This is a genomic window from Achromobacter sp. MYb9 (genome assembly GCF_002975275.1).
Taxonomy (GTDB): domain Bacteria; phylum Pseudomonadota; class Gammaproteobacteria; order Burkholderiales; family Burkholderiaceae_B; genus Achromobacter.
The window spans coordinates 196589-220174 of sequence record NZ_PCOQ01000003.1 but is presented as its reverse complement, the minus strand read 5'-3'; the positions used below and the strand labels follow the sequence as shown (position 1 = coordinate 220174).

Sequence of the window (23586 nt, the reverse complement as noted above, 5' to 3'; positions counted from 1 at the left end):
CGTCCGGGCGGCAGGGATCAATGGCGATGCCGCCAATTTGAACGCGAATCGCCGCGGTGTCGGTCGTGGCCTCGGTAGCCCGCGCGCTTGTAGGAATGGTCGCGGCCGCGGTCGCGGTCCCAATCATGCCGGCGCCGTCCGCGGTCATCGTCGCCGGTGATGACGTGGCCCAACAGGCCGCCGGCGGCGGCGCCGCCCACGGTGGCCCAGGGATCTCCTTCCGACAGCAATGCGCCGGCCACGCCGCCCAACCCGGCGCCGATAACCGTATTGCGGGTCTGCTTGTCGGCCTGCGCGGTCATGCTGAAACCCAATGCCAGCACCCCCGCAAGAACCGCTTGGACAACGCGCTTCGTAATAGCCATTTTTTATTCTCCTGTAGCGGGCCGCGCCTGCAATGCGGCCGTGCCTGACGGCTTGAACCAGAAATCAAACATCTGGAAAGCAAGTTATCACTTCAGGTGTGTGTCAGTCCCGCAGGCTGGGATACGGTGTGTATAAGCGGTTTCAATCGCTTTCTGCGCCAGGGCGCATCGGCAGGGAGAGGCGCTTTTTTTGCGGGCATGGCGACAGGCGCGCCGTCCGCGCCTAACGTTCCGGCGTCCTCGGAAGCAGGCCGGCTTGTTCCAGGCGCCAGCGCGGGATCTGGTATTCATACGAGGCAGCTTCCAGCGTCTCGTATTGCTTGAACCACGAGACGACATGCTTGTCGATATCGCCCGGAAGCGTCTCCAGCCACGTAGCCAATTCTTCCGGCGAGGTGATGGCAAGCAGGGCGCCGCTGGCAAAGGTGGGCTCATCGGCCAGGCCTTGGCCGGGCACCAGATAAGCCCGGCGATACAGGCGGCCCTTGTCCCAGATCTCGGTGGGCACATACACCGGCCACTCCCGCTCGCAAGGCACCGACACATGCACGGCCAACGATACCCATTGCGTGTTCTCGAAAGACGCCTTGTAGCGGATCAACTCGACGCCTTGCTCCACGTCGCCCAGCGCACGCCACAAGCAGCGCTTGCGCTTCTTCTTCCAGCCCGTGAATGCGGGCTGCGATCGCAGCACCTCCATAAAGCCTTTCTCGATCAGATCGAAATCTATGGGCATGTCGGGCTCCGGGGTCCTTGTTGCGCGATGCGGCGCGCGGTTCAAAACGAATTTAAGCACAGGCCTGCGCGGGTCAACTCCCGATACAATTGCGACACGCGTGACCGACGCGCATGCCCTAGGATGCGGCTTCCCACGGCCCGGCCAGAAACACCAACGCTGCAGTACGTGGCATTGAACCCCATGAAAAAAATACTTTTGGTTGACGATCAGCCGATGCTCGTCGACATGTTGCGCGAATTCCTGCACATCGAAGGCTATGACGTCACGACCCATACCGATGGCCTGACCGCGCTTAAGCAGATGCTTGACGTACGCCCCGATCTCGTCGTGACCGACTTCTCCATGCCCGGCATGAACGGCGCCGCGCTACTCACCGCCATGCGCGAAAACGCCTACCTGAGCGACACGCCCGTCCTGGTGCTGAGCGGCCGGCCGGAACATGAAATCAGCGCGACCTGCGATGGCTATGCCGCCTATTTGCGCAAGCCCGCCGAGCCGGCAGACGTACTGGAGGTCATCCGCCGGCTGACGCCCGTGCCCTCCCGGCAGCCGCATCACATGGGCGGACCCGGGCCGATGACGGAACCTGCCCTGTTGGACGCCGCGCATGTCTGAACACCACCAATTCCTGTTCCCGCGTTATCCCCACCTGCCTGCGCCGGATTGGAAAAGGCTTGAATCGCAATTGCTTGACGCCGGCATCGTGCTGCCTCCATTCGGTCGCAACGTGCCGTTGCGGGCGCTGGTCAATCTGAGCCTGACGCTGGCGCGCACGTTTGACTGCCCCTACCGCTACGACGACGCGATGCGCAGCCCCGCCGAAGTCTTGGCGTTGTACGAAGGGTGTGGCGGCCTGCCCGCCGACGCGCGGGCCGAACCGGACTTCAGCATTGCGCAGACGCTTGAACTGCTGACCCGTCACGGCGTGGAGCCAGACCGCACCTTCCTCGAGGACGAAGGCAGCACTTGGCATAGCCCGCATTATCGGTTGGGGCCTGGCGCGCGCGAATTCCTGAGCGCGCATGCCGCGCAAACCTATGACATCGAGCCGCAGCAATTCGGCTTGATGCTGTTGGCCTACGACGCCCCGAATCCAGCCGTGAAAGTGGGCGAGAACCTGGAAGTGCCGAGCTTGCCGGAAGCCGGCGAACCGGTGTCCGACATGGCGCCCTTCGACGACCACGTCGATTTCATCGGCGCGGCCTTTGAAGACCCCGGCGTGCAATGGCACTGCCCATCCAATGGCAACGCCTATCGCATTTTCGACCTGGACTGGCATTTCAGCCTGGCCCTGGGCTTCCGGATGATACGCACCGAATGGCTGGACGAAGAAAGCGCCCGCATGCTGGCGGATGCCGTGGGCAAGATCGTCGACGCGCCAATGGCGTGCAGCCATCGGCACCTTTGAGGGCTTACGCCGGGTCGTAGTGCGCCAGCAAGCCGGTGATCGCGTGGCGCAAGGCGCGCTTGATCATGCGCGCCTCGGCGTCGTCGTCTTCGAGCCGGGCGTCGCGCACATGGCGTTCTCGCACCGGGGCGCTCAGATGCGCGACGCGCAATGCGATCTCGCCGCCCGCGCCCGGTTGCGTGGCGCTGATGCGCACATATTCCGAATGGGCGATCTGCCGCACCAACTCGCGCGCGCCTGTGGCGGTCTCGGAGTACTGCGCATGATTCGAAGGGCCGGGCCCGAATCGCACGGACAGTTGCGCAGGCCCCGCCGTGCGCAGCAAGACCGACAGGCGTTCCATGGCGTCTTCGATTTCGCCAGGAAAGCCGTCATAGACGCCATCGATCTCTCTATGCGGGCGCAGCAACGCCTGCACGTCGGCAAGATCCGCAAGACACGTCGCCAGGCGCGCGGCACCACGGGCATCGCGGCGCAACCAGCGCGGCGCCACGATGTCCGAGATCGCATGCGTGGGCGGATGAAAGCGATAGCTGCGCCCGTGGCGCGACATGACGCGGCTGCGGTCGGGGTCGGAGTCGTCGGTGGCAAGCAGGCCGACCTGCGGCGATTCGGTGCAGTACACGTCATTGCCGGCGGCGATCAGGCAGTCCGCCCGCAGCGCGCCGCGCACCAGCACCTGGCAGCGATAGTGGCGGCATAACAACCCCGTGGCGTCCAAGCCTTCGGTGAACGCATGCCGCCCTGCGGCCAGCATCAACAGGCCGATCCGCGCCGGACCCAGCGCGACCAGCATCGGGCCGGCCTCAGGGTCGGCGCCTGACGCGCCGGGTTCCGAATGCCGGTCCGCCGCTTCCGCCACGCGCACCGCATCAGCGTCCAGACCCGCCGTGAACACCCAGCCCGCTATCCGCAAGGCCGCGTGATCGGGCAGTTGCGCCGGTAGCGCCAACGCCGTTGCCGCCACCGGCTCGTCGGCCACCAGCACCACCCATTGCTCGTCTCCGGTGATGGGCCGCCGTGCCGCCGCGGCCTCGTCCAGCAAGGCGTAGTACGCACCGTTGTCGGTGTCGCGGATCCGGCCCAACAGCGTCTGGGCCTGCGCCAGGTTCAACACCCGCAGCGTCAGGCCCTGCCATGCCACGCGGGCCTGGGCCGGTGTCTGGCGCGCGCGCTCCGTCCATGCCTGCTGCTCGGCCGCCCGGGCGTCAAGCGCGGCGCGCTGATCGTCGGCCTGCTCTAGCCGCTGCGCGCGCTGCTGCTCGCGCCAGCGCTTGCGCGGATCCCCGTCCGCAGGTTCGCTCATTTTCCTTTGCGCATCGACACCGGCACGCCCCAGACCGGGTCTTCCATGCCTTGCTTGCCCAGCGTCGTGATCTGCATCGGTTCCAGCCTGGACAGCAATTGCTGGTGTTCCGCGCTGACGTTCTTGCGCTGCGCGATGAGCTTCTTCGAAAACTCCATGGGCGCCGGGCGGGTGTAGACAGTCAAGTCTTCAAGCGGGCATTCAATCATCTTGGGGTCGACCGCGCGGCATGCCGACTGCTTGTACTGGTAAGCGGGCGTCTTCAAATGCATGCGCTGGCTCAGCACCAACTGGCCGCTTTTGAGCGTGAAGCTTGCCAGCGCCTGCCTAGGCGGAATGCGCGACTGGATCTTGATCGCGGGGATGTCGCGATACTTCGTATCTTCGCGGTAGCCCGCCGCCGAGGTCTGCGTGGTGTCGCTGTATTGCTGCTCGCCCCAGCTCACGCACGCGCCCGACGCCGCGTGCACGGCGGTGCAGACCGATCGCGTTTTGGTCTGCGTGCCATAGCTGGCATCTTGCCATGTGGTCTGCTTGTAGAACTCGCGATAGAGTTCGGGCGACAAATAAGACGTGCCGTTGGCGCCACGGCCCGATCCGACGGGGCCCTTTTGAGCGCCCACCTCGTCAAGCAACGCGTTCAGCTTGTAATCGTCGCCGCCCGTCAGCAGGTACTTGCCCGGCGGCAGGATATGCACCTCGAACGATTTGAACAGATGGGGCATCTTGGTGTCCTGCTGCAGCGAATTGGTCTGGAAGCTGCGGCTGAAGGTCACCTGCGGCGCGGCTTCGTTCATCCAGATCGCCCGGGTGGTGTACTTCGTCATGGCCAACGCATCGCCCAGCGTGGGATGGGGCGTCAAGTCGGCCACCAACACCACGGCCATGCCCGACTTCAGCGCTTCGTCGATCAGATCCAGCAGCTGCGCGTAGCGCGGGTCATCCCGGGTGCCCTCGTCGCTCATTAGCGAAGGCGACGCGCAGCCCGACAGGGCAATCGAAAGCGCCAGAGTGGACAACGCAAGTCGCGTTCGCGGCAAAGTCATGGATCGGTCCTTGAATGAGGCTGAATCAGATCGTTGACCGCGCATACTACTGAGCCGGTACCGGACCGCAATGCCCGCTTGGCGCCTGAAACATGGCGCGACACGCGATTGCGCACAATGCGGCAGGCCTTGCGCGACAACACGGACCGGCATTGCGGCCGAACCGCCAGCAATGACGCGGGTTTCCGCCGCCCCGCGCCGGTGCGCCGCCCGGCAGCCCCGGCGCCAGCCGCAGCGCCAAACTCGAAAATTATTGTTGCGATTGTTTCCGGTCCTGTTGCTGTGATAGAGTCAATGCACAACGTCAACACGCCACCAGCCAACAACCGTGTCCAGATTCCCGTCGATCGTGATTATTCGCTCCTCCGCTGCCATTGGGCGCCGGGGGCGAATTACGTTGGGCAGCTAAGCCCCACCTTCGCACCTCGCCTTCCAAAGGGCAGCGTACAGAACGCTGCCCTTTTTGCATTTCTGGACTCGAAAAAATGTACACGCTGAATCTCTTCAAGCATGCTTTCCCGCTGACCACCGCCCACGCCGATAAAACGCAGACCCTGCAACGATGGTCAAGCCCGCCGGTCGTCGATAGCCTGCATCGCACGCAAGGCGCGCGTCCGCTTTTCCTGCTGCATGACGGCCCGCCGTATGCCAATGGCGCCTTGCATCTGGGCCACGCCGTCAACAAAGGCCTGAAAGACTCGGTGGTCAAGTTCAAACGGCTGCAAGGCTATTTCGCGCCGTATGTGCCGGGCTTCGACTGCCACGGCCTGCCCGTCGAGCTGGAGGTTGAACGCCTGGGCCACGCCAAGGACGATCCGCCGGCCTTCGTGGCGGCCTGCCGGTCCTACGCACAGTCGCAGGTCGAACGACAGACCGCGCAATTCCGGGAATTGGGCGTGGCCGCCGATTGGGACCAGCCCTACCTCACCATGGCGCCCCGCTTCGAAGCCGGCGCGGCGCAGGTGTTCCAATCGCTGCCCGGCGCCGTCACGCGGCTGCGGCCGGTGCACTGGTGTCCGGCGTGCGCCTCGTCATTGGCGGAGGCCGAGGTCGAATACCAAACGAAGACCGGCGACAGCCTGGTCGTGCTGTTTCCGGTCGCCGGCGCCAACAACCTGTTCCTGGACGTATGGACCACCACGCCGTATACGCTGCCCGCGAACAAGGCCGTCGCCTATAACCCGACGCTCAGCTATGTCGCCGCGGCCGACGGGCCGCGTACACGGGTTCGCCTGCGCCAGCCCGGCGACGAAGCACTGCCCGACTTCGAGCTGGCGGGGTTGATGGTGGTCAGTCCTTACACCCAAGACACCGTTCCTGTTTTGCCGGCGGACTTCGTCAGCCGCGCGGGCACGGGGCTGGTGCACATGGCGCCGGCGTTCGGCACGGACGATTTTCGCGTCTGCGAGCAACACGGCCTGGCGGTCGAGCAGTACCTGGACGCACGTGGGCGCTTTGTCGTGCCGGGCATGGAGGGCATGGATCTGGCGCAAGCCAGGGCCCACGTATTGGAACGCGTCGCGCCCCTGGTGGTCGCCCTATCCACCCTGGAACATGAATACCCCCATTGCTGGCGGCACAAGACGCCGGTGTTCTTCCGCGCGTCGCAAGAGTGGTTCCTGGACCTGGCCGAGACCCGGCAGCATGCCCTGCGCGCGCTGGACGCGGTGACGTTCGTGCCCGCCTCCGGCCGTGAACGGCTGACCAGCATGCTGGCCGGTCGGGGGGCCTGGTGCGTGTCACGCAACCGGCTGTGGGGCACGCCCCTGGTGGACCCCGCCAACCCCGACGACCTGCGCCTGGCGGCGCGGGTCGCCACGGAAGGCGTGGAAGCCTGGCAGAGCGAAGGCCCGCGGCGCACGCTGGACGTGTGGTTCGACAGCGGCGTGACCCATCAGCTTGTGCTGATGCAGCGCTACGGCCGCACTGCCGACGTCTATCTGGAAGGCTCCGACCAGCACCGCGGCTGGTTTCAGTCGTCGCTGCTGACCTGCGCGGCGGCCGGCGGCGGTGCGCCCTACAAGCAGGTCGTCACGCACGGTTTCGTGGTGGATGGCACGGGCCAGAAATTCTCGAAGTCCAGCAAGAACTACCAGCCGCTGGATCAGATGCTGAAGACCTTGAGCCCGGACGTGCTGCGCTTGTGGACGCTGCAGCAGGACTTTACGCGCGAGCTGAAGTTCTCGGGCGAGGCGCTGGCGCTGACCCAAGAGCGCTTTCGCAAGCTGCGCAACACGATGCGCTTCTGCCTGCAGAACCTGCAGGATTTCGATTGGACCGCGCCGCCGCTGGCTCATCCGCTGGACCGGGTCCAGGTGACCTTGCTGCGCAAGCTGGGCGCGGATGTCTGCGCGGCGGCCGACCGCTACGACTTTGCCGCTGCCGTGTCCCATCTGCTGCGTTATGCGGAAAGCGCATCCAGCGATTATTTTCCGGCGGTGAAAGACAGCCTCTATTGCGACCAGCCTGACGCGCCCCGCCGGCGGCAGGTCCAGCATGTGCTGGGCTTGCTGGTGCGCACGCTGGTGCGGCTGCTGACGCCAGTACTGGCCTTCTCTTGCGAGGAAGTTTTCCAGTACCTGAAAACGGCGGGTGCAGAGCAGGCGGACAGCGTGCTGCTGGCCACGCTTGCCGACGTCCGCCTGCCCGCCTTCGACGACGAGGCCGCAAGCCTCGCGGCCTATGAGGAAGCGGTCGAGGTCAAGGGGGCCCTGCACCGCTGGGTGGAAAGCAATCGGGATGACCGGGTCAAGGGCCCCGCCCAGGTGGAGGTCATGCTATCGCGGACCGTGGCGAACAGGCTTGGCGCATTCGCGGACGTGCTCGGCGCCGCGGATGTGCGCCAGGAAGATGCGATGGACGATGGCGCGCAAGCGAGCTTCCGGCCGACGGCGTGGCGCGCGTGTCCGTGCTGCCGCCGGCACGCGCAGTCCGTGCCGGATGGCGGCGGGCTGTGCAACCGCTGCGTCGACGTCCAGGGAGCACTCAGCTTGCAGTGATGATCGGGCATGGCGGGATTCATCATCCCGTCATTAGGCGTTTCTATGCTTCCCACTTTTTCGGACGGGCGGCACAGATGGCGCAAGACAAGCACGACGGTAAACATGACATTGCCGAGACACACTCCCCCCTGCCGACGGCGACAGACCCGCGCCGCCGCAGCCTGCTCAAGGCAGGCTTCGGCGCCACGCTGCTGCCGGTAGGCGGCTCGCTGCTGCTGTCCGCCTGCTCCAGCGACGACGACGATGACGCCACCCCGGCGCCCGGCTCCCCCGCGCCGCAACCGGATCCGGAACCGCAACCGCAACCCAAGAACGTATCCAGCTTCGCGGTGGCGGTCTTGCCCGACACGCAGTTCTATTCGCGCTATGCGACCGACGCCGAGAACCAGCAGTTCATGCGCAAGTACGGCAGCGAGCCGTACAAGGCCCAGACACAATGGGTGGCCGACCACGCCAAATCGCTCAGCATTCCGTTCCTGATCCATCTGGGCGACGTGGTGGACCAGCAGGGCAAGCCCGACCAATGGAAGGTGGCCGACGCGGCCATGAAGATCCTGGAGGACGCCCGCGTTCCCTACTCGATCCTGGCCGGCAACCACGACGTGATCCTGGACCGCGACTATGTCGACGCCAGCAGCCAGGGCAGCGCGACCGACGCGCAGCGCAACCTGGCCGTGGAGCCCTATCTGCGGACCTTTGGCGCCGACCGCGCCAAGCAGCAAGCCACCTTCGGGGGCCGCGACCCCAGCGGCTTCCACGAGTACCACGTGTTCCAGGCCGAGGGCCAGAAATTCATGGTGCTGTCATTGTCGTGGCGCATTTCCGACGCCGCGCTGGCGTGGGCCAACCAGGTCATCCGCGCCAACCCTTCGCTGCCCGTCATCCTGGTCAACCACCAGTTGCTGAACATCGACAAAGACGGCGTCACGCCGCTGGAAGTGCCTTACGGCCTGATGCTGTGGGACAAGCTGATCCGCGACAATGATCAGATCTTCATGACGCTCAACGGCCACTATCACGGCGCCGCGCACCTGACCAAGACCAATGCCTTCGGCAACCCCGTCGAGGAAATGGTGGTGGACTACCAGATGGCCTACCAGGGCGGCAACGGCCTGATGCGCCTGTACGAATTCGACCTGAGCAACAACGAGATCCGCGTGCTGTCGTTCTCGCCGTGGGTGCCTCAAAAACCGAAAGACACCCTCAACACGTTCGACCAGGCGGTGCTGACGGGCGCCAACGAGCAGTTCACGATCAAGATGGACTTCGCCAAACGGTTCGGCGGCTTCAACAAGGACTTCAAGGCGGCCGCGCCCACGCACACCGCGCTGGTCGAGCAGGCCCGCGCCCTGATTCTTGCCAACTACATCGATCCGGCCGCCACCGAGCAAAAGCCGGCGGCCGACAGCGAAGACTATCCGCAGGTGTCCGGCACGCTGGCGCACTGGCGCTTCTTCGGCGGCGCGGACGGCCAACCGGTACAGGTGGGCGAAGTCGTCGCCGACCGCACCGGCCTGAACCCGGTGCGCCGCGCATCCCTGAACGTCGACGGCGTGGCGGGCGCGCAACTGGGCGACGTGGTCTGGTCCAACGACCATCACTACCTGTCTGCCGCTCCCGGCTCGGTGCGGTTCCTGAACACCGACAAGAACACGGCGCGCATGAGCTACTTCACCACCGGCACGGCCGCCGCGCTGAACGCGGAAACGGCGCCCAGCGGCTACACCGTCGAAGCCTTCATCAAGATCGACCGCGACTGGACCGCGTCGCGGCACGCGTGGATGAACATCATGACGCGCGACGGCAAACGCGGCGCATTGCCGGGCTTCTCCGGCGGCGATCCGGAGTCGCCTCCGCTGCTGTTCGCCGTGTCCAGCCTGCGCGAAATCCAGTGGGAGGTGGTGCCCGAGCGCACCGGCACGCGTGAAGCCAAGACCAACTGGTCGGGCGAGATCATCGCCGACAAGTGGCTGCATGTCGCCATCGTGAACGACAACGCCACGCATGAAACCATCCTGTACATCGAAGGCGCGCCGGTGCTTCGCAACGCGTCCGACGCCCCTGGCCTGGCCACGCTGGCGGCCGACATGCCGTGGATCATAGGCGCGGGCTCATGGGACGGCGCGCGCGCCGACGGCTTCTTCGGCAGCATCGGCGAAGTGCGCATCGTGGGCCAGGCGCTTTCGCCGGCGCAGTGGCTGACGGCCCGCAAGCGCTGATCGGCGACCGGCGGCACCGCCTGGCGCCGCTGCCAAGGCCTCGGGGTGGCCTTGACTTCCAACCGACCAACTAGTAGATTGGCTGCCATGCCCGCGCAATGGCGGCACTTACGCCACGCGCCGCGGCAGCCGGCAGGCTTTTTTCGTCACCCAGAATGGATTCGCAATGAGTTTGGAGCTTTCCCCGAGAGCGGTCGAGATCGTCGAGCAAACCCGACTGCTGCTCGCCGCCGGGGGCTATCACGGATTCAGCTACGCCGATGTGTCCGAACGGGTCCATATCGGCAAGCCCAGCATTCACCATCATTTCCCGGCCAAAGCGGATCTGGTCCTTACCGTGGTCGTCCATCATCGCGAACAGGCCCGCAACGGGCTGGCGGCGCTGGATCAGCACGTCCCGGACCCCTTAGGGCGCTTGACTGCCTACACGGATTACTGGGCCAAGTGCCTGCGCGACGGCTCGATGCCCATGTGCATCTGCGCGATGCTGGCCGCCGAATCGCCCATGCTTCCCCAAGCGATCGCGGACGAAGTGAGGGCGTATTTTGGCGAATTGGCCGCCTGGATCGGATCGGTGCTTGAACGCGGCGTGTCCACGGGGCAGTTTCAACTGCGCGACGGCATCCACGTTGAAGCGCAGGCCTTCATGTCGACCGTGCATGGCGCGATGCTGACCGCGCGCGCGTTGGGCGACCCCGAGGTATTCGCGTCGATTACGCGCGCAGCCATTCGCCAGTTGACCGTATCGGATTAATCACAGCGTGAAGCGCACCCCACCGGTGCGCCTTTTATTTTACTTAACTATCGACCAACTAGTTGGTTGTTTTAATGGATTCCAAGGAGCATCCGCCATGCCACATCCTATTTCCGCTTTGGGGGCCGCGCACACCCTCATCAGCCTCGTGCCCGCCACCGTGGGCCTGTACAGCTTCGCGCGGTATCGCGGGATCGACAGCAGCACGCGAACCGGCAAGATCTATCTGGGCGGACTGCTGCTGGCCGTGCTGACCTCGTTCGGGCTGTCCAGCTCGGGCGGGTTCAATGCCGGGCATGCGCTCGGCATTCTGGCGTTGCTCTCGGTATCGGGCGCGCTGCTCGTGTCGCGGATGCCCTGGCTGTCCCGGGCGAAACCGCATCTGGCCCAGTTGGGGTTCTCGTTCAGCTTTTTCCTGATGTGGGTCCCCGGGATAGCGGAAACGCTGACGCGGCTGCCTGTCTCCCATCCGCTGGCGGACGGGCCGCAATCCCCCTTGGTGCGCGGCGCGCTGGCGGCGTGGGTCGGAATTTTCGTGATCGGCGCCGTGACGCAGCAGCTCTGGATCCGCGCACGCAAGGCGTCACGATGAGTTTGCGCGCCATCGAACCGATTGGCGCTGCCCGGATCGACAACGTCGTGGACGGCTACCGGGCCGAGCGCTTGCGCGCCCAGGCCCAAGCCGATCGTGCTGCGCGCCCGCAGGCGCCGCCGTTCGCCCATTGCCTGCAGCACGCCATCCAGGCATTCCACGATCAACTGGCCAGGCTGGACGCGCGATCGCTGGCGGCCAATCAAGCCTTGCGCAACGAGCAGACCGCGCAACAGGTGCGCGCCGAGGCCGCCAACGACCTGGGCACGATCCAAGGCCTGCTGCCGCTGCAGCCCTATCGCTTCTCGGCAGGACTGCCGCCGGCCTTGCCGCCCCGGACATCGGGCAGATAGGCCATACCCCATTTGAGGTACGCCGCATTCGCCCATGGGCGCGACACGCCAAGCTAGACTGCAACGTAGCGGGCCCCTGACCGCGAATGGAGTTTTCGATGAAAAAATCCATCTTTATCTGCGCCGCCCCGGTCCTTTCCCTGTTCTGCCTTGGCGCCGCCGCACAGACGGTCACGCCGCTAAAAGGGCAGACTGCCGAAACCACCCAACAAGACATCAGCGCATGCCAGGCCCAAGCGGGCACGCCAAGCACGGATAGCTCGCCGTCCGGCGGGCGCGCCCGCGGCGCCGCGACTGGCGCAGTGGCGGGCGCGGCCGTCGCCGGCGCACGCGGCCGTCAACACGAAGAGGTCTCTGACCGCGTAAACGATGATGTCAAACAAGAGTACCGGCAGAACCAGGCGAAAGATGCGGCGGTCGCCGGGATGGTGGTGGGCGGCTCCCGGCAGCGTCAGGATCGCCGCGAGACGGCGCAGACCAATGCGGCCGTCTCCTCCGCCTATAGCAGTTGCATGCAGCAGCGCGGGTATCAGGTCACCACGCCCTGAGCGGCCTTCTCGCAATGCCGTAGCGCCTGGCGCAGGGCGGTGTCTACCGACCGCAACGACATGCCCAGCCATTCTGCGGCATCGGCGCGGCTGCGCCCTTCCACCCGCAGGGCGATGAGCACGGCGCACTGCCGGCGGGGCAATCCCTCCATGACGTGCGACAGCACCGACAGCGCCGACCGGCCCGGTCACGGCCTGGGCGCCCGGCGTCTCGTCGATCAACTCGGCAAGCCCCGCGCCACAGGCTTGCTGAACGCAAGCGCATCGCGTCAAACGGCTGACCAGGCGGGTTTCGCCCCGCAGGCTTAGAAGCCCTTTGGTTTCTGTTATTTCTGTCTTGACAGAAATAACAGAAACCTCCTACAGTGGCCCCATGAAACTGACTCCGATCGCCGAACGATTCATCCTACATTGGGGCGAGATGGGCTCGCGCTGGGGCGTGAACCGCACCGTCGCCCAGATCCACGCCCTGCTCTACCTGCTGGGCCGTCCCGTGCCCGCCGAGGAAATCGCCGACACGCTTGGCGTTGCGCGCTCGAACGTCAGCAACAGTCTCAAGGAATTGCAGGCTTGGCGCCTGGCCCGGGTCGTCCACGTCATGGAAGACCGGCGTGACCACTTTGAAACGTCCACAGATATCTGGGAGCTGTTCAAGCTGATCGTCGAAGGCCGCCGGCAACGCGAAATCGATCCCACGCTGACCATGCTGCGCGACAGCCTGGCCAGCCCGGAAATCGAAAACGAAAGCCGCGCCACCGAACAGCGCGTGCGGGAAACACTGGAATTCCTGGAAATCCTGACCACCTGGTCCGACGAGATGCTGCGCATGAAACCCGAGACGTTGATGAAGACGCTGGGCATGGGCGCAAAGATCAGCAAGACCATGCGGCGCACCAAGGCTTGATCTCCAGGGCGGGACCAAAAATCCCGCTTTTTTTTCAGCACCTATTTCTGTCTATACAGAAATAGCAGAAATAAGAGAAAAGCATGAACGACTTACCCATCAAGGCGGCGGCATGAACATCCTGGTCTGCGGCGCGAACGGATTTGTCGGCCGGGCGCTTTGCGACGCCTTGGCGCGCGACGGCCACCGGGTGCTGAAAGGCGTGCGGGTAGCCGCCCGGCCGGACGAAATCGCCATTGACTACATGAAGGACACGCACCCGGCTGCCTGGACAGACCGGCTGCGCGGCATCCATGTGGTGGTCAACGCCGTCGGCATCTTGATCGAGAACGCGGGCGCCACCTTCGACCGGGTCCACCGGGCGGCGCCAATCGCCTTATTCCAGGCCGCCCGCATTGCCGGTGTCCGGCGCATCGTGCAACTGTCGGCATTGGGCGCCGCGCACGGCGAGACGCCCTATTTCCAAAGCAAACGCGCGGCCGACGATCACCTGCGGTCGTTGCCTGTGCCGCACCATATCTTGCGCCCGGCGTTGGTCTATGGCGAGCAAGGCGCGTCGGCGCGGTTCTTCCGCGCGCTGGCCACATTACCGATACATCCGCTGCCGGGCGGCGGCCACCCGTTACTGCGTCCGATCCTCGTGGACGAGCTGGCCGAAATCGTCGCGCGGTCGCTGCGCGCTGATGATGTCGGCCCTTCCGTGCTGAACCTGGTCGGCGGCACCGAGGTCGAGTTTCGTCAGATGCTGGCCACCTACCGGCGCGCCATGGGCTTTGCACCGGCGCGGCAAATTTGCGTGCCGGCATGGCTGGTATCGGCCGGCGCGGTGCTGCTGAACCGATTGCCTGGGTCCTTGTTGACGCGCGACACCTGGCGGATGCTGCGCGCCGGCAATACGGACGCCAGCGCGACGACGACCCGGGCGCTGGGGCGTCCGCCCGCCGGCATCGAATCCTTCATCGAACCCGCCGATGCGCTGGCCCTGCGCCATCAGGCGCTGGCGGCGTGGCGCCCGGGCCTGCTTCGCGGCGCGTTGGCGTTGATCTGGCTATGGACGGCCCTTTGCAGCGCCTTCCTCTATCCCATGGCCGGCAGCCTGGCGTTGCTTGAACCGGTTGGCGTGCAAGGCGCCGCCGCACTTGCGGCGCTGTACCTGGCCGCGGGGCTGGATTTCGCGCTGGGTGTCGCCACGCTGTGCAAGCCCGGCCGGCGCCTGTGGGCCGCGCAGTTGTGGCTGGTGTCGGGCTACACGGCCGTGATTGCCGTGGCCTTGCCCGAGTACCTGTGGCACCCGTTCGGCCCGGTCCTGAAAAACGCCGCCGTCATCGCGCTATTACTGATTCTGCTTACCGAGGAACCCAAGCCATGAACGTATATCTGACGGTCAAGACCCTGCATATTCTGTCGTCGGTGCTGCTGGTGGGCACCGGCTTCGGCACGGCCTTCTACCTCTTCTTTACCAACCGGACGGGTTCCATCCCGGCGATCGCCGCCGTGTCGAAACTGGTGGTCCGGGCCGATCTGTGGTTCACCACGCCTGCCGTCGTGTTCCAGCCCCTGTCGGGCCTCTGGCTGGCGCATGCCGCCGGCTGGCAATGGACCACGCCCTGGGTCAGTCTGTCGATCGCCTTGTATCTGCTGGCGGGCGTGTGCTGGCTGCCGGTGGTGTGGCTGCAATACGAGATGTCCAAGATGGCCGCCACTGCCCACGCCTCGGGTCAGGCCACGTTGCCCGCACGCTACTGGCGCTTTGCGCGGTGGTGGGAATGCCTGGGCTACCCCGCCTTCCTGGCCATGGTGGCGGTGTACTTCCTGATGGTCCTGAAGCCGGCGTTATAAATCCGCGCAAGCCTGGTTGTTCTACCCGCCGTTGTTCAACCGCCGTAGTTCAACCAACGTATCTGGCCGTCATACGAACAACTCAGGATACCCTCGCCCATGGCCATGACGTCCGTCGTGAAGTTCCGGCTGCGCTCGGCGTGAAGCGGTGTGCAGCCGGGCATCGCCCACAGCCGTGTCTGGTTGTCTTCGCCTGCGGACGCAAGCAGCGTGGGGGACAACCACCGCACTCGGCGCACAGCGGCGCCGTGCGCGGCGAACGAGCGCAATATTGTCCAGGTGTCGCCATGCCGCTGCCACAGCACGAGACTTCCGTCGATACCCGCGGTCGCGATGTGCCGCCCATCGTCGGATACGGCCAAGGAACGCAGGGCAACCGGCCCCGGCAATACGTGCAGGCATGCGCCGGTTGCCGGGTGCCAGATCCTGACATCGCCGTCTTCGGACGCCGATGCCAGCCGCCCATCCGGCATCTTGTCCACGGCCCAGACCCAACCGTCATGCCCTTTCAGCGCGCCGCATGCGCCCCCTTTCGCATCCCACAGGTTGATGTGCCGGTCCGCGCCAGCCGTGGCGACCGTGCCGTCGTCCAGCGCCACCACGCTCAGCAGCGCGGCCGCATGCGCCAAGTCCACAACATGCAGGCAGCGTCCCGATTGCCAGTCCCAGATCCGCAACGCGCGGTCGCGAGAAACCGACGCCAGACACCGGTCGGACAAGCGCGCCAACCCCAACACGGACTGCGTGTGCCCATTCAGGGTGCGCAGCAAAGTGCCGTCCCGATGCCATACGCGGATCGAGGTATCGCGCCCGCCGCTGGCGAAGATTTCCGGGCTTAGTGGTTCCAGCGTCCACACATACCCCTGGTGTCCCGATTCAAAGGTCGCCGCTGCGGTGTGGCACGCCCCTTCCGGTGCGCGATAAACCACGTCGCTGCGCAAGATGTATTTCGTCCCGGCCGTCACGCGCGCGCCGGCATGCCAAAGGCGGTGATCGAAAACGATCAAACTGCCCGCCTGTGGCGTCACGGTGGCGATCGGTTCGCCGTCGCCGGCGTGCGCGGCTTCATAGAACTGGGTGTCGCCTCCCTCGCATGATGCGCCATCGCTGAGATAGACCAGAAAGGTCAGGCACGATTGCAGGCTGCGGCTGCGATGATGCACCCCATCCTGATGCATGTGAAACACCTGCCCGGGACGATAGCGGCACAAGCGAAACCGTTCATTGATCGAATCCAGCGTCCACGGCAAGGCCGAGGGTTCTGTCTCCGCCAGCGGCATGGACGCGGGCACCAACCCCTGCAACCGCGCGAACATTCCAGAGGCCAGATCCGGGGAATCGAGCACTTGGCGATCGTTGTTCCGGTAGGACGGCGGGTAATCGCTATCGGCTCCTGCGTAGCCCCGAGCCTCGCTTTCCGCGATCAGGCGGTCGCACTCTTCCGGGGAGAGAAAGCCGGGTATCACTTTGCAGAACAAGCTTCCGTCGGGCAGCGGGAAAAAGGGTTCGGCGGCGCGGTGGGCGGATGGGTTAGACATGGCTATGGCCCGATCAATGGCATTGTTTTATAAATTGGTTGAACAACCAATATTGAAAAATTACTCCTCTACGGCACTTTGCGCAACTAAAATTGGTTATCTACCCAACTATGACGCCCCCGCCATGGCCCGAAGCCCCAACACCGAAGCACGCCGCGCTGAAATTACGCAAGCCCTGCTCACCGTCATTGCACGGCATGGTTATGAGAAGGCGACGATCCAGTCCATCGCAAGCCAGGCCGGCCTGGCGCCGGGGCTGATCCACTACCACTTCAAGAACAAGCAAGAAATCCTGTTGTCGCTCATCGACATGCTGGCCGAGGTTGCGCGTAGCCGTTTCACGCGTATCTGCGATGCCGCCGCGGCGCCTGGCCTGCGGCTGGATGCCTACCTTGAAGCCCGCCTGGGCAGGGGCGAAGGCGCGGCGCCGGATGCGGTCGCGGCGTGGGTCATGATCAGCGCCGAGGCCGTGCGCCAGGAAGAGGTGCGCGCGGTGTACAGCGAGGTGATCGCGCAGGAACTGGCGATGGTCACGGAATTGGTGGTTGCCGCCTTGCGCGAGCAGCAGCGCGACACTCGGGGCGCGCGCACGCTCGCGGCGGGCGTGCTTGCCCTGATGGAGGGGGCATTCGGGCTATCCAGCGCCACCACCGCCGTGATGCCGGCCGGGTATGCCGCGAAAGCGGCCAAGGACTTTGCGCATATGGCTATCGCGGCTGCCCCCCCGGCCCGGCACGCCGGCCGTTAACGTTTTATCCGGCCTTCGCCGCCAGCTTGACCGGCGAATCGACAGCCTGCTCCGCCGGATCGGCATCCACGGAAACCAACCGTTGCTTCGCATGCTTGGCGCGGTATTCGCCCAGGAACTTGGCGATGCGGCCGATGGCTTCCCGCAGATCGGCCTCGTGCGGCAAGAACACAATGCGGAAGTGGTCGGGGCGCGACCAGTTGAAGCCCGTGCCCTGCACCAGCATCACGCGCGTGGCTTCGAGAAGCTGCAGGAAAAACTGGCGGTCGTCCTGGATGGGATAGACCTCGGGGTCCAGCCGCGGGAACATGTACAACGCGGCCTGCGGCTTGACGCAGGTGACGCCCGGGATGGCGGTGATCAGCTCGTAAGCCAATTCGCGCTGGCGGTGCAATCGGCCGCCCTCGCGCACCAGGTCGTTGATGCTCTGATAGCCACCCAACGCGGTCTGGATCGCCCACTGGCCCGGCACGTTGGCGCACAGCCTCATGTTGGCAAGCATATCCAGGCCTTCGATGTAATCACGGGCAGCGCCCTTGTCGCCCGAGACCACCATCCAGCCGGCGCGGTAGCCACAAGCCCGGTAGCTCTTGGATAGCGAATTGAAGGTCAGCGTCAGCACATCGGTGGACAGGCTGGCCAGCGCGGTGTGCTGGACGTCGTCGTACAGCACCTTGTCATAGACCTCGTCGGCCAGAATGACCAGTCCGAATTCACGCGCGATGTCGACGATTCCCCGCAGCACGTCATCGGGGTAGAGCACGCCCGTCGGGTTGTTCGGGTTGATGACCACGATCCCCTTGGTGCGCGGCGTGATCTTGGCGCGGATGTCGTCCAGGTCGGGAATCCAGCCGTTCGCCTCGTCGCACAGGTAATGCACGGGCGACCCGCCGGACAGGCTCGTCACCGCCGTCCACAGCGGGTAGTCCGGCGCGGGCAGCAGGAGCTCGTCGCCATCATCGAGCAGCGCGTTGGTCGCCATCGCGATCAGGTCGGAGGCGCCGTTGCCCAGATAGATGTCGTCCAGTGTCACGCCCTGCGTGCCCTGCGCCTGGGTGTAGTGCATGACCGCCTTGCGCGCGGCGAAGATGCCCTTGCTGTCCGAATAACCCGCCGAGTTCGGCAGGTTGCGGATCATGTCCAGCTGGACTTCTTCCGGGGCATCGAAGCCGAACGCGGCCAGATTGCCGATATTGAGCTTGATGAGGTGCTGGCCTTCGTCCTCCATCTGCTTGGCCCGATCCATGATCGGGCCACGAATGTCATACAGGACGTGAGCGAGCTTGCTCGATTTTTTAAGGGTCTTCATGGACGGGTTACCGTGAGATGCGCGCCTCGCAGGGTCGGGCGCTTGATCAACCAGGTCATTAATCACCGGATGGCGACCAATGATAGCCGCCTGACGCCAACCGCCGCTGATGCTCATGGGCCGCGTCGCCCTATAACCTTAAAAATCAACAACTTAGGCGAATTTCATGGTCAAAGGCGCGGCCCGTATCGGCATGGCGGCTGGCTAACGCGATTCCATGAGCCGTTCGAGAAACCACCGGCCTGCCGGGCCAGGCGGCGTGTCCTTTCGGTAAACCGCGAACATCGCGATTGGCGGCGTGCGAACTTCGAAGGCCGCCAGCCGCAGCCGGACAAGCGCGCCGGCATCCAGGTCAGCCTGCACCATCGCCAGCGGCATGTGCCCCCACCCGAATCCGGCGCGCAAGAACGCGTGCTTTGCACCAAGGTCCGCAAGCCGCCATGTTTGCGGAGAAAAAACGCCGAAGGTCGTACCGTCGGTCAGCGCCGTGCGGTCGGTCAGCACCAACTGCACGTGCTCCTTCAATTCGCGCGGCTGAATCAGGCCATCACGAGACGCCAGCGGATGTGACGGCGCGGCAACTGTCACCATGGGCACGTCCAGCAGTTTTTCCGCTTCCATGAGGTCTGGAATAACCGGCATTGAACCGCTGATGCCAATCCGGCACGTTTGTTCAATGACGGGTTGCATCACGGCGCCCAGCGCTTCTACATAAAGCCGAAGCGGCGTGTGCGGAAACGCTTTTCGGAATGCGCCGACCGCATCGGTCAGCGATGACATCGGGTACATGACGTCGACCACTACGGACAGTTCTGGCTCAAGCCCTTCCGCCATCGCGCGCGCCTTCGATTTGAAGCCGTCCATCCCACTGACCACCGTGCGCGCCTGAATCAGTAGCGCGGCGCCTGCTTCGGTCAAACGTGGATAGCGCCCTGTGCGATCAAAGAGCCGCACGCCCAGCTGACCCTCCAAGTTCGCCAGGGTATGACTGACGACGGATTGGGCGCGCCTTAGCTTCCGGCCCGCTGCCGAAAAGCTGCCCTCGTCGGCGGCGGCGATGAAGGTGCGAAGCTGATCAAGCGAGACGGCGTCGAGCATGTATCTGCCAATTAGATAGATAGCATCGAAAAATATAGGCTTCATGGATAGGAGTCAAGATCCTAAGCTTCGAACATCAACTTCTACAAGGATGTTCACCATGAATTCGACCCCCAACGCCGCTACCGCACTTCCCTTCATCGGCCGTGTCTTGATGGCCACCATTTTCTTGCTCAGCGCGCTGGGCAAGATCGTGGCTCCCGATGCAAATCTGGCATACATCGCATCGATGGGGCTCCCGGCCCCCGTGCTCGGCCTCGTGGCTGCGGTGATGCTCGAACTGGTCGGTTCAGTCCTGCTTGGGCTTGGCTATCGGACCCGTCTGGTGGCAGCTTTACTCGCGGCGTATGCCGTCGCCACCGCTCTCATCTTTCACCATGCGCTGGCGGACCAGAACCAGTTGTTCCACTTCCTCAAGAACTTGGCCATGGCAGGCGGACTTTTGCAGGTGGTGGCGTTCGGCGCAGGCGCGTTCAGTCTGGACAACCGTCGCGCGCCCGTTGCAACGGCCGCCGTTTGATAATCGCTTCACGGGAAAACGATCATGCATAGCGCAGCGACTTTGTTGGAACAACATTTCCAGTGGCTGGTTGACGACAACCAGCAATGGCAAACACTGATCCATGACGACATCGTATGGGACTTGCCTTATGCGCCCAGCCTGGGCCATCCGTTGCAGCTTGACGGCCGCGAGGCGGTCGTCAGGCATGCGAACTGGTTCAAGGGTGCCGTCACCCATTTCCGCTTCTTCGATATTGAAGTCACTGCAAGCGACGATCCGCATAAGGCCGTTGCACGGGTGCGCGCCGAAGGACGGGTCCCCGAAACGGGCCGCATCTACCAGCAAGAGTATGTCGTCTTCCTGACAGCGCGTGACGGACGCATCGCCCATTTGCGCGAGTACTTTGATCCCGTCAAGGCCGCGCTGGCATTCGACGCGCCAATCGCCGGCGTCTCGGCAAAGCGCGATTGATGTACCGGCATGCCAAACCCTTGAAAAGAGCATGACCGCCACGTCCCAGGATGGCTATCCTGGGCGTGGCCCGATAGCAAGACCTTAGCCGCCGAAGCGAACTGCGGGAGAAAGCGTGAATGATTCGCGCATGTCGCGGACTTCATTCAACGGCGTCCGCCCAAACAGGCGCTTGAACTCACGGCTGAACTGCGGCGCGCTTTCGTATCCAACGCGAGCCGCCGCCGCGGCGGCTGTCACCCCGTCACGTATCATCATCAGCCGCGCCTGATGAAGGCGAGTCGACTTGATGTACTGGATCGGCGAGGTCTGCGTCACCGTGCGAAAGTTGGCGTGGAACGCAGGCACGCTCATCCCGGCCTCCTGCGCAAGACTTGCAACGTTCAGCGGCTTTGCGTAATCCGTGTGGATACGCTTGAGGGCCCGCGCCACACGCCCAAATCGGCCGTGGTGGGCAAGCGCGGCACGCATCGCGCCGCCTTGCTCGCCGGTCAGTACCCGATAGCAGATCTCGCGCACCAGGCTGGGCCCCAGCACCTGTGCGTCAAGCGGGTCCGTCAATGCCTCCAGCAACCGTAACGTGCCGCTCTCAAGGTGCCCCGCCAGCCGCGTGGAGGTAATGCCGGCGGGCGGCGCATCGGGATGATTGCCGGCCGACCCGATCTGTGTGATCAGGTCGCTAAGTTCCAGCAGGTCCAGGCGGATGGACACGGCAAGCATGGGCTCCTCTGGCGAGGCCTGCGTTTCGGTGGAAAACGGTAACGGCACGGACAGCACAAGGTAATGCTGCGCATCGTAGACATATACCTCGTCGCCCAGGAAGCCTAGCTTTCGCCCCTGGCAAACGATCACGATGCTGGGTTCATAAAACACGGGCGTGCGTCCCAGCGGGCGGTCCGACCGCATCAGCCGCACGCTGTCCAGCGCGGACTGCGTGTAGCCCTCGTTGGGCGCCAGCGTCTCCAACAAGCGAACCATCTTGATCGAAGCGGCACTTCGAACCTTGGTCACCGCCTTCTCCCCTTTATCGCGTCACGCGCCATTCTAGCGTTTCCCTGGCAGCCTGCGCCAGCCAAGGATGATAGGAATAGGCAATAACGGGATCGGTCCGTGTATTCGCCCAAAGCGCGGAATTTCCTAACATTCATGCACCGGATGATGAATGAACAGGCTGTAGCGCGGATAAAAACCTGTCAGGCGCGACGCCGCCATTCCATCCCGGGCACATCCGAAGATTCCCATCGAAAAATAGGATTATTCAACATGGCAAATTTCTCGAACGAATCGAAAGTCATCCTGATCACCGGCGCCAGCAGCGGAATCGGCGAGGCGGCCGCGCGCTTGCTTGCCGCGCAAGGGCATCGGCTGGTTATTGGCGCGCGCCGCACCGAACGGCTGGCCGAGCTGGCGAAGTCGCTGCAGCAAGCAGGCGGAATCGTCCAATACCGCGAGCTCGACGTCACGTCGGCCGAGAATGTCGCGACGTTCGCGCGCAATGCGCTTGATGCGTTCGGCCGCATCGATGTGCTGATCAACAATGCCGGCGTGATGCCGCTTTCGCCGCTAAGCGCGGTGAAGGTCAATGAATGGGACCGGATGATCGACGTGAACATCCGAGGCGTGCTGCATGGCATCGCGGCCGTCCTGCCGACGATGGAGCAGCAGGGTAGCGGCCAGGTCATCAACATTTCTTCGATTGGCGGTCTTGCCGTGTCGCCCACCGCTGCCGTCTATTGCGCGACGAAGTTCGCCGTCCGCGCCATTTCCGACGGACTGCGCCAAGAGACGGACAAGATTCGCGTCACGGTGATCTGCCCGGGCGTCGTGGAATCCGAGCTGGCCGATTCCATCTCCGACGAAACGGCGCGCTCGGCCATGCAAGCGTTTCGCCGTATCGCCATCACCCCCGATGCCATCGCTCGCGCAATCGCCTACGCGGTCGAGCAGCCGGCCGACGTCGACGTCAGCGAGATCGTTGTGCGCCCCACCGCCAGCCCCTTCTGAACGCACGGCGGCCATCGTTCACTTTGACAAGGAAAACCACCATGACTTCACGCAGTACTGAAACCGGCGCCTTCGCGGGCAAGGTCGCCATTGTTACCGGCGCGGCCAGCGGTATTGGCCTGGCGACCACCCACCTGCTGCATGCCGAGGGCGCCAGCGTTATCGCGGTTGATCGAAGCCGCAATATCGAGGCACTGGCACGGCCGGGCATCATCCCTCTCGTGGCCGACGTGGCGCACGAAGAAAGCGCCGTGCAGGCCGCTTCAATGGCGATCGAGCGCTTTGGCAAGCTCGACATCCTGGTGAACAACGCGGCCATCATCATGAACAAATCCCTTGTGGATATGTCGTTGGAAGACTGGAATCGCGTTCAGTCGGTAAACGTGACCGGCGCATTCCTGTTCTCACGCGAGGCGATGCGCGCGATGGTCCCGGCGGGAAAGGGCGCCATCGTCAACGTGGGTTCTTACGCCTGCTATCAGGCTTTCCCGCAGATCTCGGCGTATGCCGCCTCCAAGGGCGCGTTGGCGCAGCTGACGCGCGCCCTGTCGCTGGAAGCCATTGAGCACGGCATTCGCGTCAACGCGGTGGGCTCCGGTGACGTCATCACCAACATCACCAACCATATCCACGCAGACGGTCAGGCGTTCCTTGCCGAGCATGGCAAGAAAGCGCCCATCCGCCGCGCGGCGCAGCCGCAGGAGATCGCGGAAGTGATCGCGTTCCTTGCTTCAGACAAAGCCAGTTTCATCCTTGGCGCCGTCGTCATGGCTGACGGCGGCATGAGCGTGGCGCTTGCCTGAATTTCCCCTGGGTCATCCTCATGAATACGCCCCGCAGC

The 23586-nt window shown here is 64.4% G+C and carries 25 protein-coding genes; 16 read left to right on the top strand and 9 right to left on the bottom strand.

Translation table 11 applies throughout. The features are described from left to right. Positions 1-17 precede the first annotated feature (17 nt). Positions 18-365, bottom strand: a complete 348-nt coding sequence (locus tag CQ050_RS07435) for a glycine zipper 2TM domain-containing protein (RefSeq protein WP_105556166.1) — start codon at positions 363-365, stop codon at positions 18-20. A 223-nt stretch (positions 366-588) separates the two neighbouring features. Next, positions 589-1101: a hypothetical protein gene (locus CQ050_RS07430; protein WP_105556165.1), complete on the bottom strand. Its 513-nt coding sequence runs from the start codon at positions 1099-1101 to the stop codon at positions 589-591. 183 nt (positions 1102-1284) lie between these two features. Here CQ050_RS07430 and CQ050_RS07425 point away from each other — a divergent pair, with 183 nt between their 5' ends. Next, the gene (locus CQ050_RS07425; protein ID WP_233213855.1) at positions 1285-1719 is read left to right on the top strand and encodes a response regulator; all 435 of its coding nucleotides are present in this window, start codon (positions 1285-1287) and stop codon (positions 1717-1719) included. Next, positions 1712-2512, top strand: a complete 801-nt coding sequence (locus CQ050_RS07420; RefSeq protein WP_105556164.1) for a hypothetical protein — start codon at positions 1712-1714, stop codon at positions 2510-2512. The genes CQ050_RS07425 and CQ050_RS07420 overlap by 8 nt, the downstream gene beginning before the upstream one ends. A gap of 4 nt (positions 2513-2516) precedes the next feature. Here the strand turns inward: CQ050_RS07420 and CQ050_RS07415 are convergent, their stop codons facing one another. Both CQ050_RS07415 and CQ050_RS07410 read right to left on the bottom strand, forming a co-directional pair. Then, positions 2517-3818 carry a hypothetical protein gene (locus CQ050_RS07415; RefSeq protein ID WP_105556163.1) on the bottom strand — a complete coding sequence of 434 codons (1302 nt, stop codon included), beginning with the start codon at positions 3816-3818 and terminating at the stop codon, positions 2517-2519. Beyond that, complete coding sequence (locus CQ050_RS07410) at positions 3815-4864, bottom strand: hypothetical protein (protein WP_105556162.1); 1050 nt, start codon at positions 4862-4864, stop codon at positions 3815-3817. The genes CQ050_RS07415 and CQ050_RS07410 overlap by 4 nt, the downstream gene beginning before the upstream one ends. Positions 4865-5349: 485 nt before the next feature. On the opposite strand from CQ050_RS07410, the gene CQ050_RS07405 reads away from it, so the two are divergent. The 6 genes from CQ050_RS07405 to CQ050_RS07380 all read left to right on the top strand — a co-directional run bounded on the left by CQ050_RS07405 (position 5350) and on the right by CQ050_RS07380 (position 12332). Next, positions 5350-7863: a class I tRNA ligase family protein gene (locus CQ050_RS07405; RefSeq protein ID WP_105556161.1), complete on the top strand. Its 2514-nt coding sequence runs from the start codon at positions 5350-5352 to the stop codon at positions 7861-7863. A 77-nt stretch (positions 7864-7940) separates the two neighbouring features. After that, positions 7941-10085, top strand: a complete 2145-nt coding sequence (locus tag CQ050_RS07400) for a LamG-like jellyroll fold domain-containing protein (RefSeq protein ID WP_105556160.1) — start codon at positions 7941-7943, stop codon at positions 10083-10085. Positions 10086-10251: 166 nt separating this feature from the next. Then, positions 10252-10839 carry a TetR/AcrR family transcriptional regulator gene (locus CQ050_RS07395; RefSeq protein WP_105556159.1) on the top strand — a complete coding sequence of 196 codons (588 nt, stop codon included), beginning with the start codon at positions 10252-10254 and terminating at the stop codon, positions 10837-10839. Positions 10840-10936: 97 nt separating this feature from the next. Then, positions 10937-11431, top strand: a complete 495-nt coding sequence (locus CQ050_RS07390; protein ID WP_105556158.1) for a hypothetical protein — start codon at positions 10937-10939, stop codon at positions 11429-11431. Further along, positions 11428-11784 (top strand): hypothetical protein, encoded by a 357-nt coding sequence (locus CQ050_RS07385; protein ID WP_233213854.1) that lies wholly within the window; start codon positions 11428-11430, stop codon positions 11782-11784. The genes CQ050_RS07390 and CQ050_RS07385 overlap by 4 nt, the downstream gene beginning before the upstream one ends. Before the next feature lie 98 nt (positions 11785-11882). Further along, a complete protein-coding gene (locus CQ050_RS07380; RefSeq protein WP_105556157.1) occupies positions 11883-12332 on the top strand; it encodes a YMGG-like glycine zipper-containing protein in 450 nt (149 codons plus the stop codon). Here CQ050_RS07380 and CQ050_RS07375 read toward each other — a convergent pair. After that, a complete protein-coding gene (locus tag CQ050_RS07375) occupies positions 12314-12499 on the bottom strand; it encodes a sigma factor-like helix-turn-helix DNA-binding protein (protein WP_146121007.1) in 186 nt (61 codons plus the stop codon). The two genes, CQ050_RS07380 and CQ050_RS07375, sit on opposite strands and share 19 nt — an antisense overlap. Before the next feature lie 206 nt (positions 12500-12705). On the opposite strand from CQ050_RS07375, the gene CQ050_RS07370 reads away from it, so the two are divergent. The 3 genes from CQ050_RS07370 (at position 12706) to CQ050_RS07360 (ending at position 15075) form a co-directional block, all read left to right on the top strand. Beyond that, positions 12706-13236: a GbsR/MarR family transcriptional regulator gene (locus CQ050_RS07370; protein ID WP_105556155.1), complete on the top strand. Its 531-nt coding sequence runs from the start codon at positions 12706-12708 to the stop codon at positions 13234-13236. 112 nt (positions 13237-13348) lie between these two features. Continuing rightward, positions 13349-14605 carry an SDR family oxidoreductase gene (locus CQ050_RS07365; protein WP_105556154.1) on the top strand — a complete coding sequence of 419 codons (1257 nt, stop codon included), beginning with the start codon at positions 13349-13351 and terminating at the stop codon, positions 14603-14605. After that, entirely contained in the window at positions 14602-15075 is a 474-nt protein-coding gene (locus tag CQ050_RS07360) for a DUF2269 domain-containing protein (protein WP_105556153.1), read from the top strand. The genes CQ050_RS07365 and CQ050_RS07360 overlap by 4 nt, the downstream gene beginning before the upstream one ends. A 35-nt stretch (positions 15076-15110) precedes the next feature. On the opposite strand, the gene CQ050_RS07355 is transcribed toward CQ050_RS07360, so the two are convergent. Further along, positions 15111-16613, bottom strand: a complete 1503-nt coding sequence (locus CQ050_RS07355) for a 2OG-Fe(II) oxygenase (RefSeq protein WP_105556152.1) — start codon at positions 16611-16613, stop codon at positions 15111-15113. Between the two features lie 124 nt (positions 16614-16737). Between CQ050_RS07355 and CQ050_RS07350 the strand changes: the two genes are divergently transcribed. Continuing rightward, positions 16738-17361: a TetR/AcrR family transcriptional regulator gene (locus CQ050_RS07350; protein ID WP_105556151.1), complete on the top strand. Its 624-nt coding sequence runs from the start codon at positions 16738-16740 to the stop codon at positions 17359-17361. A gap of 4 nt (positions 17362-17365) precedes the next feature. Here the strand turns inward: CQ050_RS07350 and CQ050_RS07345 are convergent, their stop codons facing one another. After that, the gene (locus CQ050_RS07345; protein ID WP_105556150.1) at positions 17366-18670 is read right to left on the bottom strand and encodes a pyridoxal phosphate-dependent aminotransferase; all 1305 of its coding nucleotides are present in this window, start codon (positions 18668-18670) and stop codon (positions 17366-17368) included. A gap of 204 nt (positions 18671-18874) precedes the next feature. Next, a complete protein-coding gene (locus CQ050_RS07340; protein WP_105556149.1) occupies positions 18875-19768 on the bottom strand; it encodes a LysR family transcriptional regulator in 894 nt (297 codons plus the stop codon). Between the two features lie 91 nt (positions 19769-19859). Here CQ050_RS07340 and CQ050_RS07335 point away from each other — a divergent pair, with 91 nt between their 5' ends. Both CQ050_RS07335 and CQ050_RS07330 read left to right on the top strand, forming a co-directional pair. Next, positions 19860-20288, top strand: a complete 429-nt coding sequence (locus CQ050_RS07335) for a DoxX family protein (protein ID WP_105556148.1) — start codon at positions 19860-19862, stop codon at positions 20286-20288. Positions 20289-20312: 24 nt separating this feature from the next. Further along, positions 20313-20741: a nuclear transport factor 2 family protein gene (locus CQ050_RS07330; RefSeq protein ID WP_105556147.1), complete on the top strand. Its 429-nt coding sequence runs from the start codon at positions 20313-20315 to the stop codon at positions 20739-20741. Between the two features lie 84 nt (positions 20742-20825). On the opposite strand, the gene CQ050_RS07325 is transcribed toward CQ050_RS07330, so the two are convergent. After that, complete coding sequence (locus CQ050_RS07325) at positions 20826-21719, bottom strand: AraC family transcriptional regulator (RefSeq protein WP_105556304.1); 894 nt, start codon at positions 21717-21719, stop codon at positions 20826-20828. A 285-nt stretch (positions 21720-22004) separates the two neighbouring features. On the opposite strand from CQ050_RS07325, the gene CQ050_RS07320 reads away from it, so the two are divergent. Continuing rightward, on the top strand, positions 22005-22745 hold the full coding sequence (locus tag CQ050_RS07320; RefSeq protein ID WP_105556146.1) for an SDR family oxidoreductase: 741 nt from the start codon (positions 22005-22007) through the stop codon (positions 22743-22745). Positions 22746-22786: 41 nt separating this feature from the next. After that, positions 22787-23548, top strand: a complete 762-nt coding sequence (locus CQ050_RS07315; RefSeq protein ID WP_105556145.1) for an SDR family NAD(P)-dependent oxidoreductase — start codon at positions 22787-22789, stop codon at positions 23546-23548. The last annotated feature ends 38 nt before the right edge of the window (positions 23549-23586 follow it).